At 70.1% G+C, this 12219-nt stretch carries 12 protein-coding genes and 1 riboswitch; of the genes, 6 read left to right on the top strand and 6 right to left on the bottom strand.

Features of this window, described 5'->3' with window-relative positions:
- Positions 1-74 precede the first annotated feature (74 nt).
- Positions 75-470 (top strand): cyclophilin-like fold protein, encoded by a 396-nt coding sequence (locus ABZ385_RS04950; protein ID WP_358584072.1) that lies wholly within the window; start codon positions 75-77, stop codon positions 468-470.
- Between the two features lie 52 nt (positions 471-522).
- Here the strand turns inward: ABZ385_RS04950 and hisC are convergent, their stop codons facing one another.
- Entirely contained in the window at positions 523-1602 is a 1080-nt protein-coding gene (gene hisC / locus ABZ385_RS04945) for a histidinol-phosphate transaminase (RefSeq protein ID WP_358584070.1), read from the bottom strand.
- Between the two features lie 429 nt (positions 1603-2031).
- On the opposite strand from hisC, the gene ABZ385_RS04940 reads away from it, so the two are divergent.
- The 3 genes from ABZ385_RS04940 (at position 2032) to ABZ385_RS04930 (ending at position 5545) form a co-directional block, all read left to right on the top strand.
- The gene (locus tag ABZ385_RS04940; RefSeq protein ID WP_358697868.1) at positions 2032-3153 is read left to right on the top strand and encodes a LacI family DNA-binding transcriptional regulator; all 1122 of its coding nucleotides are present in this window, start codon (positions 2032-2034) and stop codon (positions 3151-3153) included.
- A 229-nt stretch (positions 3154-3382) separates the two neighbouring features.
- Complete coding sequence (locus ABZ385_RS04935) at positions 3383-4471, top strand: metallophosphoesterase (RefSeq protein WP_358584066.1); 1089 nt, start codon at positions 3383-3385, stop codon at positions 4469-4471.
- Between the two features lie 180 nt (positions 4472-4651).
- Positions 4652-5545, top strand: coding sequence for a hypothetical protein (locus ABZ385_RS04930; RefSeq protein WP_358584064.1), 894 nt, complete (start codon positions 4652-4654; stop codon positions 5543-5545).
- A gap of 59 nt (positions 5546-5604) precedes the next feature.
- Here the strand turns inward: ABZ385_RS04930 and thiC are convergent, their stop codons facing one another.
- Positions 5605-7440: a phosphomethylpyrimidine synthase ThiC gene (gene thiC, locus ABZ385_RS04925; protein ID WP_358697414.1), complete on the bottom strand. Its 1836-nt coding sequence runs from the start codon at positions 7438-7440 to the stop codon at positions 5605-5607.
- A riboswitch (TPP riboswitch) is annotated at positions 7433-7588 on the bottom strand. (Overlaps the previous gene by 8 nt.)
- Before the next feature lie 245 nt (positions 7589-7833).
- Between thiC and ABZ385_RS04920 the strand changes: the two genes are divergently transcribed.
- A complete protein-coding gene (locus ABZ385_RS04920; protein ID WP_358909701.1) occupies positions 7834-9243 on the top strand; it encodes a YibE/F family protein in 1410 nt (469 codons plus the stop codon).
- Between the two features lie 69 nt (positions 9244-9312).
- Here the strand turns inward: ABZ385_RS04920 and ABZ385_RS04915 are convergent, their stop codons facing one another.
- From ABZ385_RS04915 to ABZ385_RS04900, 4 genes are all read right to left on the bottom strand, one after another.
- Entirely contained in the window at positions 9313-9750 is a 438-nt protein-coding gene (locus tag ABZ385_RS04915) for an SsgA family sporulation/cell division regulator (protein WP_358697418.1), read from the bottom strand.
- A gap of 103 nt (positions 9751-9853) precedes the next feature.
- Complete coding sequence (locus ABZ385_RS04910) at positions 9854-10579, bottom strand: IclR family transcriptional regulator C-terminal domain-containing protein (RefSeq protein WP_358909770.1); 726 nt, start codon at positions 10577-10579, stop codon at positions 9854-9856.
- A gap of 346 nt (positions 10580-10925) precedes the next feature.
- Complete coding sequence (locus tag ABZ385_RS04905; RefSeq protein WP_358578221.1) at positions 10926-11138, bottom strand: DUF5326 family protein; 213 nt, start codon at positions 11136-11138, stop codon at positions 10926-10928.
- 287 nt (positions 11139-11425) lie between these two features.
- Positions 11426-11743, bottom strand: a complete 318-nt coding sequence (locus ABZ385_RS04900) for a cupin domain-containing protein (protein WP_358578193.1) — start codon at positions 11741-11743, stop codon at positions 11426-11428.
- 96 nt (positions 11744-11839) lie between these two features.
- Between ABZ385_RS04900 and ABZ385_RS04895 the strand changes: the two genes are divergently transcribed.
- The gene (locus ABZ385_RS04895) at positions 11840-12217 is read left to right on the top strand and encodes a phage holin family protein (RefSeq protein WP_358578190.1); all 378 of its coding nucleotides are present in this window, start codon (positions 11840-11842) and stop codon (positions 12215-12217) included.
- The last annotated feature ends 2 nt before the right edge of the window (positions 12218-12219 follow it).

Here is a 12219-nt window from a genome sequence, read left to right as displayed (position 1 = left end):
AACCAGCGCCGGAGACGGGGCGCCGGGGACGCGGACCCTTCCCATCGGCTTCAACATATTGTTGAATCCGCGACATGCAGACAGAGCAGCACCAGCTACGGATACGGATCTCCTGGCCCGCCGGCCACCTGACCGCGACGGTCGGCGACACCCCGACCGCCCGCGCCCTGGAGAAGGCCCTGCCGCTCACCGCCACGGCCCACACCTGGGGCGAGGAGGTCTACTTCGACACGGGCGTGAGCGTCCCGTGCGAGGCCGACGCCCGTCAGGTCGTCGAACCGGGCACGGTGGCCTTCTGGCCCGACGGCGACGCCCTCGCGCTCCCCTACGGCCCCACGCCGATCTCGCGAGGCGACGAGTGCCGCCTCGCGAGCCCGTGCAACGTCCTCGGCCGGATCGAGCAGGACCCGCGCCTCCTGGCGACCGTGCGCGACGGCGACCCGATCCGCGTCGAACTCCTCACCGCCTGAGGGCGGCCCCTCGCGGAGCGCCTCCACTAGAGCTCCTCGCGGAGCGCCTCCGCTAGAGCTCCTTGCGGAACGCCTCCGCCGCCGCGAGGAAGACGTCGTTGGCCTCGGTCTCGCCGATCGTGGCCCGCATGCCCTCGCCCACGAACGGCCGCACCACGACGCCGGCCCGCTCGCACGCCGCCGCGAAGTCGGCCGTACGGTCCCCGAGCCGCAGCCACACGAAGTTCGCCTGCGTCTCGGGCACCGTCCAGCCCTGGCCGCGCAGCGTCTCGACCACGCGCGTGCGCTCGGCGACCAGCGCGCCGACCCGGCCCATCAGCTCGTCCTCGGCGCGCAGCGACGCCACCGCCGCGTCCTGCGCCAGCTGGCTCACGCCGAAGGGCACCGCCGTCTTGCGCAGGGCGGCGGCCACCGGCTCATGGGCGACCGCGAAGCCGACCCGCAGGCCCGCGAGGCCGTACGCCTTGGAGAACGTCCGCAGGACGCAGACGTTGGGGCGGTCACGGTAGATCTCGATGCCGTCCGGCACCTCGGGGTCGCGGATGAACTCGCGGTACGCCTCGTCCAGCACGACCAGCACATCACTGGGCACCCGGTCCAGGAACCGCTCCAGCTCCGCCCTGCGGACCACGGTGCCGGTGGGGTTGTTGGGGTTGCAGACGAAGATGAGGCGGGTGCGCTCGGTGATGGCGTCGGCCATCGCGTCCAGGTCGTGCACCTCGCCCTCGGTGAGCGGCACCCGCACCGACGTCGCGCCGCTGACCTGCGTGATGATCGGATACGCCTCGAAGGACCGCCACGCGTAGATGACCTCGTCGCCCGGGCCGGACGTGGCCTGGAGCAGCTGCTGGGCCACGCCCACCGAGCCGGTGCCGGTGGCGATGTGCGCGGCGGGCACCCCGAAGCGGTCGGCCAGCTCACTCATCAGGCCCGTGCACGCCATGTCGGGGTAGCGGTTGAAGGAACCGGCCGCCGCGAGCGCGCTCTCCAGGACGCCGGGGAGCGGCGGGTAGGGGTTCTCGTTGGAGGACAGCTTGTAGGCCGCCGGGCCGCCGGCCGCGGCGGGCTTGCCCGGCTTGTAGGTGGGGATCCCCTCCAGCTCGGCGCGCAGCCTCGGGCTCGTCTCGCTCACCGCAGTCCTCCTCGTACCAGTACCGGAACAGTTCGAAGGTTCGAAAGTTCGTATCTCGAAGGTTCGAATACTGCTCACCTTATGAGGATTCGGCGCCGGTGCGAATGGCCTCCGGAGATCCATCCGCGACCGGTAGGTCGGCCGGGCGCGGCGAAGACGCGTGGCGAGCAGGGGGCGCCCCGTGCTCCCCCGTGCGCCGGTGGCTCGCTCCGTGGCGCGCGTCACCCGTGAAGGTGAGTTGAGACCTCTTCGAGACCTACCGCATCCGCCGGGCCCTCGCGCGACGATCAGCGGCAGCCACTGCCTGGGACCTCAACGCCCTTGTTTTCCATGGTCATTGACCGGTCAAAGCCATGCAGAAACGTGCCTGTCAACGAGTGCATATGCACCCGCGCTACCCGCCCCGATGAGCCCTACTATCGGCTCGCCATGACAGCAGCAGGGAAGCACCAGGTGAGCCGAGCGGAGACCGCGCGCCGGGGCAACCGGCACAACCGAGCGGGCATCAGAGACGTGGCCGCCGCAGCCGGTGTCTCCATCACGACGGTCTCCGACGCCCTCAACGGCAAGGGGCGGCTGCCCGACGCCACCCGACGCCACGTCCGAGAAGTCGCCGAGCGCCTGGGCTACCGCCCTTCCGCGGCGGCCCGAACCCTCCGTACCGGCAAGTCCGGCCTCATCGGCCTGACCGTGACGACGTACGGGGATGAACCTTTCACCTTCACCGAGTTCGCCTACTTCGCGGAGATGGCCAGAGCCGCCACCTCCGCCGCGCTCGCCCGGGGTTATGCCCTGGTGATCCTCCCGGCGACCTCGCGCCGCAGCCCGGTCGACGTGTGGTCCAACGTCGCGCTCGACGGGACCGTCGTCATCGACCCCTCCGACCACGATCCGGTGGTCAGCGAGCTGGTCAGACAGGGCCTCCCCGTGGTCTCCGACGGCCGTCCCGCGGGCTCGCTGCCCGTCACCGCCTGGGTCGACAACGACCACGAGGCCGCCGTCCTGGAGATCCTCGACCACCTCGCGGCCGCGGGCGCCCGCCGCATCGGCCTGCTCACCGGCACCACGACGGACACCTACACCCACCTGTCCACGACCGCGTATCTGCGCTGGTGCGAGCGCGTCGGACAGGACCCGGTCTACGAGTCCTACCCCGCGCACGACCCGTGTGCGGGCGCCGTCGCCGCCGACCGGCTGCTCGCCCGGCCCGACCGCCCCGACGCCGTCTACGGCCTCTTCGACCCCAACGGCACCGACCTGCTCGCCGCCGCCCGGCGCTACGGCCTGCGCGTCCCCGACGACCTGCTGCTCGTCTGCTGCAGCGAGTCCACGGTCTACGCCACCACGGAACCGCCCATCACCACGCTCTCGCTCAAGCCCCGGCGCATCGGCACGGCCGTCGTACAGCTCCTGATCGACGCCATCGAGGGCATCGACTCGGGCCGGCCGGTCGAGCAGGTGATACCGACCGAACTGATCGTCCGCACCTCGTCCGAGCGGCGTCCACCGCGCACCACGGTCAGCCCGCCCCGCTCCTCGGGCTCCGGCTGACCGCCACGAAGCCGGGCAGAGGAGTGCCACCCACGCGCGACGAGCGGGGAAACCTCTGCCCAATTCGGGAGAAATCATCGGTGAACCGGTGTCAGGGACCGATTCACCACCCCTGGTGCACCACACAGCGGGAGCCGCATTCCTATGATGGGCGGACGACACCGCGGGCCGCTGCGACCAGGCAGTCCGTTCTCGGTGCAGATGCGGCGCAATGGTGGTGGAGGGGTCGATGACTCAGGGGGCCGGTCAGGGACCCGATGTGCGGACGGCGACGCTGCGCGACTTCCGCGTACCGGCGTACGTCCATGAGACGACCGGTCCCGCCGAGGTGAGCCCCGCGCCCCCGGGCCCCGGGCCGGCACCGGCCCCGGCTCCGGGGGAGGTGCCGGACGACGGTTACACCCCGACCCAGCGCGACCTGCCGGTCATCGGCCGCCGCGGTGACACGGTCCAGGTGCAGGTCATGCCGGATCCCCCGCAGCCGAGGCCCGGCGACCAGCACGGCCCGCTGTTCGTCGTGGGCGACGTGCACGGCTATCTGGACGAGCTCCTCGCGGCCCTCCAGGAACAGGGCCTCATCGACGCCGAGGGCAACTGGGCGGCGGGCAACGCGCGCCTGTGGTTCCTCGGCGACTTCACCGACCGCGGGCCCGACGGCATCGGCGTCATCGACCTCGTGATGCGCCTGTCCGCCGAGGCGGCCGCCGCCGGCGGCTACTGCAAGGCCCTCATGGGCAACCACGAGCTGCTCCTGCTCGGCGCCAAGCGCTTCGGCGACACCCCCGTCAACTCCGGCGCGGGCACCGCCACCTTCCAGGCCGCCTGGCTGCTCAACGGCGGCCAGAAGACCGACATGGAGCGCCTGGAGGACCACCACCTGCAGTGGATGGCCCGGCTGGACGCGATGGAGGAGGCCGACGGTCACCTCCTGGTGCACTCCGACACGACCGCCTATCTGGATTACGGCGACTCGATCGAGGCGGTGAACGACACCATCCGCGAGACCCTCACGCGCAACGACGCCGACGAGTGCTGGGACCTCTTCCGCAAGTTCACCAAGCGCTTCGCCTTCCGCGACGAGTCCGGCCCGGCGGCCGTGCGCGAGCTCCTGGACATGTACGGCGGCACCCGCATCGTCCATGGTCACAGCCCCATCCCCTACCTCCTCGGGGACGTCGGCTCCGAGGACGAGTCGGACGGCGGCGGCCCGGTCATCGAGGGCCCGCACGTCTACGCCGACGGCCTGGCCATCGCCATGGACGGCGGAGTGACCATGGCCGGAAAACTACTGGTCTGCCAACTCCCCCTGGGAATCTGAGCGTTCCCCGGGCAGGCGTCCCTTTACCGGACCGCGTCGCCCAGGGGGGAGAATTCTGGAAACCCCCTGTCAACGCGTGCCGTCACGGCTCTACCATCGGCTTATCCGTAGCAGGCTCCCCTCCGTTTCTGCCCGACGGCTCGTAGCCATGCGAGCCTTAGCCCTACGGAGCATCGGGGGATGCACATGAACAGCGCTCCACACCTGCTCAATGAGGACCGCCCCGAGTACGAGCGGATCCTCGACGAGGCGCTGCGCACCGCACCTGACCGTCCTGAACTCGCCGCAGTGGGCCGGCGGCTCAACACCGAACAACTGCGCACCATGGCCCTGAACGCGACAGCGCTGATCACGGCCGCCGCCGCGGCCGAGTACGCGCATTACGTGAAGGTTCGCGAGGAGGCGCGCGCACCTCGACCGTCCTCCACCTCGATCCGCGAAGGGAGCGGACACAGCGCCGCGGAGTCCGGCTCCGGCGGCATGGGCCTCGCCACCACGATGGGCGAGATCACCGAACCGGCGGCCACGGCGGGAGCCGGCGCGACCGCCGTCGTCGCGGTCCTCGCGCCCGTCCTCGCGGGGGCGGCCGCCGCGATCTTCCTGCTCGTCGGCTACATCCTGAAGATGCTCAACCCCGAGCCCGCCTTCGCGGACACCATGCTCACCGCGGGATGGGTGTTCGGCGCGCTGACGGCCGTGGGCATCCTGATCGCCGCGGTCGGTCTCCTCCTGACAGCCCTGCGCAACGGCTCCACCTCCCTGCAGGCGGGCCCGCACGGCGAGCTGCACGAGGAGGTGGCCCGGGCCAGACAGGCCTGGAGCGTGGCGCTCCTGGAACAGGGCCTCGTGCCGTTCCTGCGGGCGGCCCTGGCGGATCCCGGGGCGGCGCCCGCCGCCCGCACGCCCTCACAGGTCCCCGGCGACCGGTCCGGCGGCCGCATGCCCCAACTCGGCTACCACCGCCCGGGCTTCAGCAGCCCGGACGGCGGCGGGGCGCCGGGGTCACGACCGAGCTACTCCAGCCCGGACTTCTCCAGCCCGGACTTCGGCGGGCCCGATCACAAGCCGGAGTAGGCCGGGGAGTCCGCAGAGCCGATCCGGCGCTCTGCGGACACCCCGTCCGTGGGGCGCGCTCAGTCGGCGATCGGCAGATAGACCCGGTTGCCCGCCGCGGCGAACTCCTTGGACTTCTGCTCCATGCCCGCCTCGATGTCGTCCTGCTCCAGGTCACCGCCGTGCCGGCGGCGGATGTCCTGGGAGATCTTCATCGAGCAGAACTTCGGCCCGCACATCGAGCAGAAGTGCGCCGTCTTCGCGGGCTCGGCCGGCAGCGTCTCGTCGTGGAACTCCCGCGCCGTGACCGGGTCCAGGGCGAGATTGAACTGATCCTCCCAGCGGAACTCGAAGCGCGCGTCCGAGAGCGCGTCGTCCCAGGCCTGCGCGCCCGGGTGCCCCTTGGCGAGGTCCGCCGCGTGCGCCGCGATCTTGTACGTGATGACGCCGGTCTTCACGTCGTCGCGGTTGGGCAGTCCCAGGTGCTCCTTGGGCGTGACGTAGCAGAGCATGGCCGTGCCCCACCAGCCGATCATCGCGGCCCCGATGCCGGAGGTGATGTGGTCGTAGGCGGGCGCGATGTCGGTGGTCAGCGGGCCGAGCGTGTAGAACGGCGCCTCCTCGCAGATCTCCTGCTGGAGGTCGATGTTCTCCTTGATCTTGTGCATCGGGACGTGCCCGGGGCCCTCGATCATCGTCTGCACGTTGTGCCGCTTGGCGATCGTGTTGAGTTCGCCGAGCGTGCGCAGCTCCGCGAACTGCGCCTCGTCATTGGCGTCCGCGATGGAACCGGGCCGCAGACCGTCGCCGAGCGAGTACGTCACGTCGTACGCGGCGAGGATCTCGCACAGCTCCTCGAAGTGCTCGTAGAGGAAGCTCTCCTTGTGGTGCGCGAGGCACCAGGCGGCCATGATCGAACCGCCGCGCGAGACGATGCCGGTCTTGCGGCGCGCGGTCAGCGGCACATACGGCAGGCGCACGCCCGCGTGCACCGTCATGTAGTCCACGCCCTGCTCGGCCTGTTCGATGACCGTGTCCTTGTAGATCTCCCAGGTCAGCTCCTCGGCCTTGCCGTCGACCTTCTCCAGGGCCTGGTAGAGCGGCACGGTGCCGATGGGCACGGGGGAGTTGCGCAGCACCCACTCGCGGGTGGTGTGGATGTTGCGGCCGGTGGAGAGGTCCATGACCGTGTCGGCGCCCCACTGGGTCGCCCAGGTCATCTTGTCCACCTCCTCCTCGATGGAGGAGGTGACCGCGGAGTTGCCGATGTTGGCGTTCACCTTCACCAGGAACTTCTTGCCGATGATCATCGGCTCGATCTCCGGGTGGTTGACGTTGGCCGGGATCACGGCACGGCCCGCCGCGACCTCCTCCCGCACGATCTCGGGGTCCATGTTCTCGCGGATCCCGATGAACTCCATCTCGGGCGTGATCTCCCCGCGCCGGGCGTACGCGAGCTGCGTCACCGCCTGACCCGGGCGGCCGCGACGCGGCTGGCGGGGGCGGCCGGGGAAGACCGCGTCGAGGTTCCGCAGCCCGCCGCGGGGCGAGGTGTGCTTGATGCCGTCGTCCTCGGGGCGGAGCGGACGGCCCACGTACTCCTCGGTGTCGCCGCGGGCGATGATCCAGTTCTCCCGCAGCGGGGGCAGCCCGCGACGGACGTCGGTCTCGGCCGACGGGTCGGTGTACGGCCCCGACGTGTCGTACAACGTGACGGCCTTGCCGTTGGTGAGGTGCACCTGGCGGACCGGCACCCGCAGGTCGGGGCGCGAGCCCTCGACGTACGCCTTGTGCCAGCCGATGGACTTCCCGGCCTCGTCGCGCTGGTTCCAGACCTGGTCCTGGCCCTTGTCCTGGGCCTGGTCCTGACTCTGGTCCCGCGTCGAGGCAGGCGTGCGTGCGTCCGATGTGGTCATGAGACCTACTCCCTACGCCGGCATTACCCGGTAACAGGTTCGGCGGTCGACGCAGCGGATCCCGTACGGCTCGTGCACATCTCGTGCCGCTTCGTACGGAGGTCAGCGCCCTCTCAGCCCGGTGCTCCGAGCTCCCGCGATTGCAAAGGTGGCTCCACGCTAGCGTCATGTCGGCCGCGCTGAACAGAGGGCCCCCTCCGTTCTTGCGATGATCGGGCCGTGACCACCACACCCCCGCCGCCGCCTCCCCACTCCCGACCGCCCCACTCGGGCCCGCCGGACCCCGGCCCCGGCCCCGGGCACGCACGCGGCCAAGGTCACGGGTCGGCACACGGGCCCGGGCACGCCCTTGGGCGCGAACCGGTGCCCGGACCCGCGCCCACACCCGGGCACGTGCAGGGCGGCGAGCCGGGCAAGGGGCACGGCGGGCACGACGGCGGGCACGGGCACGGCGGCGGGCACGGAGGGCATGGGCACGGCGGCGGGCACGGGCACGGCGGGCACTCGCACAGCCACGGCCCGGCCGCGCCCGTCTCCCAGCATCTGCGCAAGGTCATCGCCGCGGTGCTGATTCCCTTCGCCGCCGCGGTCGTCGTCGGGCTCGTCGTGCTCTGGCCGGGTGGTACGCCCTCGCACGAGCGGACGGGAGTCGGCTTCGACCGGCAGACGCAGTCGGCGAAGGTCACCAAGGTGCGGGAGCTGCCCTGCAAGGACCTCAACCCCTCGCAGACCCCGCCCAACGGCGACACCTCCACCGCCGAGGGCCAGTCCGCCCAGTCCCGTGCGAGCGGCACCTGCAAGAAGGCGCTGATCGAGGTCTCCGCCGGCAAGGACAAGGGCCGCACGTTCACCGAGATCATCCAGCCGGACTCGGCCCGCCAACTGCACCAGGGCCAAGAGGTGGTGGTCGCCTACGAGCCCAAGGCGCCCGAGGGGCTCCAGTACTCGGTCACCGATGTGAACCGCAAGATGCCCATGGCGCTGCTCGCCGGCATCTTCGCGCTGGCGGTCGTCGTGGTCGGCCGGTTGCGCGGCGCGATGGCCCTGGTCGCACTCGCCGTCAGCTTCCTGGTCCTCACCTTCTTCATCCTGCCGGCCATCCTCCAGGGCTCGAACCCGCTGGTCGTGGCCGTGATCGGGGCGAGCGCCATCATGCTGGTCGCGCTCTATCTCTGCCACGGGCTCACGGCCCGTACGTCCGTCGCGGTGCTCGGTACGCTCATCTCGCTCCTCCTGATCGGCCTGTTGGGCTCCCTGTTCATCGGCTGGGCCGCGCTGACCGGCAACACGGACGACAACACCGGTCTCATCCACGGCCTCTACCCGTCCATCGACATGAGCGGCCTGCTGCTCGCGGGCGTCATCATCGGCTCCCTCGGCGTCCTCGACGACGTGACGGTCACCCAGACCTCGGCGGTCTGGGAACTGCACCAGGCCAACCCGGCCATGGGCTGGCGCGGCCTCTACCGCGCGGGCATCCGTATCGGCCGCGACCACATCGCGTCCGTCGTCAACACCCTCGTCCTCGCCTACGCGGGTGCCGCGCTTCCCCTGCTGCTGCTCTTCTCGATCGCGCAGTCCAGCGTGGGCACGGTCGCCAACAGCGAGTTGGTCGCCGAGGAGATCGTGCGCACCCTGATCGGCTCCATCGGCCTGGTCGCCTCGGTGCCGGTGACGACCGCGCTGGCCGCCCTGGTCGTCTCCGCCGACCGCTCGTCCGGCCCCCTCATCCCGGCCCCGGCCACCGGTACGCCGGCCCCACGCTCCTCCCGAGGCGGAAAGGGACGCCGCCGCAAGGCCTGACGCCGGCAAATGCACCAATCTGCCATGCGTATCGACCCGTTGGCTTGTTAGCCCGTTGGCCGCCGGCGGTCAGCCCGCGTTCTGCTCCTCCGCCAGGATCCGGTCGAGCGCCTCGTCGAGGTGCGCCTCGAAGTCGGCGAGGGCTCGCTCCTGCCCGATCGGCACCAGCTTGTCCGTGCGGTCCAGGAAGGCGAGCAGCGGTGGGATCCCCACCCGGAACAGCGCCTGGTCCTCGCCGACCTGAAGCCTGATCAGGGCCTCGTCCAGCGTCTCGGGATCGGTGGGTTCGATGCGCACGTCCCCCACCCCGCACGGCTTGACCACCCCGTCGATCAGCAGCTCCCGCCCGAAGGCCCAGGTCACCGGGGCGTCGCCGGGCAGGTGGAAGGTCAGCCGCACGGCATAAGGATCTTCGGTCTCATAGCGCAACTCCACGGGGATACGAAACGACAGCTCCTCGGAAACAAGGAAGCTCATCATGACTTCTGCCTGAACCGACTCGTCCATTGCGCTCTACCCCGTCACATAGCCCTCGAGTGGCCAGGAACCCACTTCCTGACGCTCCTGGCATCTTGCTGAACGTACACACCTGATCACAAGGAGTGAGTTTTCAGATGCTGATAGAGAAGGCGAGTGTCCCTAGCAGCTTCCCGATCTCCCGCTGCAATCTCTCCGCGGCGGGCATCAGACGGGCCGCCTGGGTGGCGGGCACGGAGATGGCCAGGGTCGCCGCCGTGTTCCCCGCCAGGATCGGAACGGCGGCACAGACCGTCCCGAGCGCGTACTCCTGGCGCTCCACGACCGGACGCATGCGCTCCATGGCATCGAGCCGACGCAGGAACGTGCGGTCGTCCCGGACCGAGTACCGCGTGATCGACCGCACCGGATAGCGGTGGAGGTGGTCCTGCCGCGCCTCTGCGTCCAGTTGGGACAGGAGGCACTGGCCGATGGCGTGGGCATGGCCCGTCTCGCGGAAGTCGGCCCACTCCTCGACGGCCGGATTACCCGGGGTGTCGGAGACCGCGACGACCTCGATCTCGCCCTCCCGGTACACGGCGAAGTACACCGGCACTCCGATGGCATCACGGCAGTGCGCGAGGGCCTCACCGATCATGCCGCGACGATTCTGCTGCGCCGCACCGCCGCTGAGCCGCTCGACCGCCTCGCCGAGCACGAACACTCCTTTCTCCCGGCGCAGATAACCCTCATGGGTCAACGTGCGCAGCAAGTGGTAGGCCGTGGGGAGGGCCAGGCCCGCCTCCCGGGCCAACTGCTTGGCGGGTGCCCCGTACTGATGGGACGCGGCGGCTTCCAGCAACCGCATCGCCCGCTGCACCGAGCCGATGAGGGTGGGTGTGCCGACGGTGGCGTTCGGTGCGGTGGAGATGCCGCCCGGCGAAGTGGAGGTGTCGACTGCGGCCAAGGTTCACTCCCGAAGCGCGTGGGGGGAGCCGTCCGTGCCCGGAGAAACACGGGTGGGCAGTGCGCCCGTACGCGAGGGAGCGGCCCCCGCGTCGGTTTTCGGACTCTAACCCTTGGCCACCGCTCCACGGCCGTCTGCCGGGAAACTTCCCCCGGCCGAGGGAACCGTTTCGAAAAGTCGCCCCTCAGCGGTAATCGTCTTGGCGGCGACCACTCGGCGTTCAGCCGACCCCGGTGGGAGTCAGCTCAGCGTGCGCGGCTCACCAATCGGTGCGGGACGAGGAGCCGGATATGAACTTCCGTACGACATAGATGAGTCCGCCGACCAGGGCAACGAAGAGCAGCGCCTTGAAGAGCAGGCCGACGACGAACCCGACAACGGTCGCTATCACGCCGCCGAACACGACCAGGGCGATGACGGGCACGGCCACCCACTTCACCCACCACGGCATTCCCGCGAAAATCTCCTTCACTGCCATCGTCCTTACCTCTCTCGGCGCACATCGCATCGGCGCGGGTTCCCGAATGTCCGTGGACTCCCGACTTCTTGCATTCGATGCTAGGGCGCCGAAGAGCTCTGCGGGGACCGCGCAGCCCTTGTCCTCCCCTGATCCGACCCTGAGGGAACCCCGAGGTCGCGACCCTGAAGAGGGCCGGCTTCAGAGAGGGATCAGACCTCTCGGGACCAGTCCTCTCGGCGTCGGGCCCGTCGGCTCCGGGTCCCTCGGCGCCGGGTCCCTCGGCGTCGGGCCTCTCGAGGTCAGGCCTCGGGCGGGGAGAAGACGACCAGGACCCGCAGGTCCTCGCTGATGTGGTGGAACTTGTGGGCGACGCCCGCCGGGACGTAGACGACGCTGCCGCGCGCGACCGCCGTCGTCTCCATGCCGACCGTGATCGAGGCACGGCCGCTGACGACCATGTACACCTCGTCCTGTGCATGCGGCTGCTGCGGATCGGTCGCGCCGGCGTCGAGCGCGTAGAGCCCGACCGACATGTTCCGCTCGCGCAGAAACTGCAGATACGCGCCGTCGTTCGCCGCGCGCTCCGCCTCCAGCTCATCCAGTCGGAATGCCTTCATCGCCCTTGTACGCCCCTCGCTGGTGCTCACCCCGCGGTGTTCCGCCGGTGCTCGTGACCCGGCCGTTCCCGGTCCGGGTCTGCCACGATCAGACACATGAAGAATTTCGTAGTCAAGACGATCGCCAACGCCGCGGCCCTGGCCGTCGCCGTGTGGCTGCTAGACAAGATCACTCTGACCGGCGACAGCACCGGCAAGAAGGTCGGTACGCTGATCGTCGTCGCTCTGCTTTTCGGGCTGGTGAACTTCCTGGTCAAGCCGGTGGTGAAGGTGCTCACCTTCCCCCTGTTCATCCTGACGCTCGGCCTGATCACCCTCGTGGTCAACGCCCTGATGCTGCTGCTCACCTCGTGGCTGGCCGACAAGTTCGACGTCAGCTTCCACGTGGAGGGCTTCTGGACGGCCGTCCTGGGCGGCCTGATCATCTCGATCGTCTCCTGGGCCATGAACATGCTCCTCCCGGACGAGGACTGAGC

This window comes from Streptomyces sp. NPDC005898 (assembly GCF_040629635.1).
Taxonomy (GTDB): Bacteria; Actinomycetota; Actinomycetes; order Streptomycetales; family Streptomycetaceae; genus Streptomyces.
The sequence above is the reverse complement of the archived record's forward strand: the minus strand, read 5'-3'. Positions and strand labels throughout refer to the sequence as shown.

Bases quoted from the DNA above. Each gene is read 5' to 3' on its own strand.
- ABZ385_RS04950 (WP_358584072.1), top strand. From the start codon at position 75: ATGCAGACAGAGCAGCACCAGCTACGGATACGGATCTCCTGGCCCGCC.
- ABZ385_RS04940 (WP_358697868.1), top strand. From the start codon at position 2,032: ATGACAGCAGCAGGGAAGCACCAGGTGAGCCGAGCGGAGACCGCGCGC.
- ABZ385_RS04935 (WP_358584066.1), top strand. From the start codon at position 3,383: ATGACTCAGGGGGCCGGTCAGGGACCCGATGTGCGGACGGCGACGCTG.
- ABZ385_RS04930 (WP_358584064.1), top strand. From the start codon at position 4,652: ATGCACATGAACAGCGCTCCACACCTGCTCAATGAGGACCGCCCCGAG.
- thiC (WP_358697414.1), bottom strand. From the start codon at position 7,440: ATGACCACATCGGACGCACGCACGCCTGCCTCGACGCGGGACCAGAGT.
- ABZ385_RS04915 (WP_358697418.1), bottom strand. From the start codon at position 9,750: ATGGACGAGTCGGTTCAGGCAGAAGTCATGATGAGCTTCCTTGTTTCC.
- ABZ385_RS04900 (WP_358578193.1), bottom strand. From the start codon at position 11,743: ATGAAGGCATTCCGACTGGATGAGCTGGAGGCGGAGCGCGCGGCGAAC.
- ABZ385_RS04895 (WP_358578190.1), top strand. From the start codon at position 11,840: ATGAAGAATTTCGTAGTCAAGACGATCGCCAACGCCGCGGCCCTGGCC.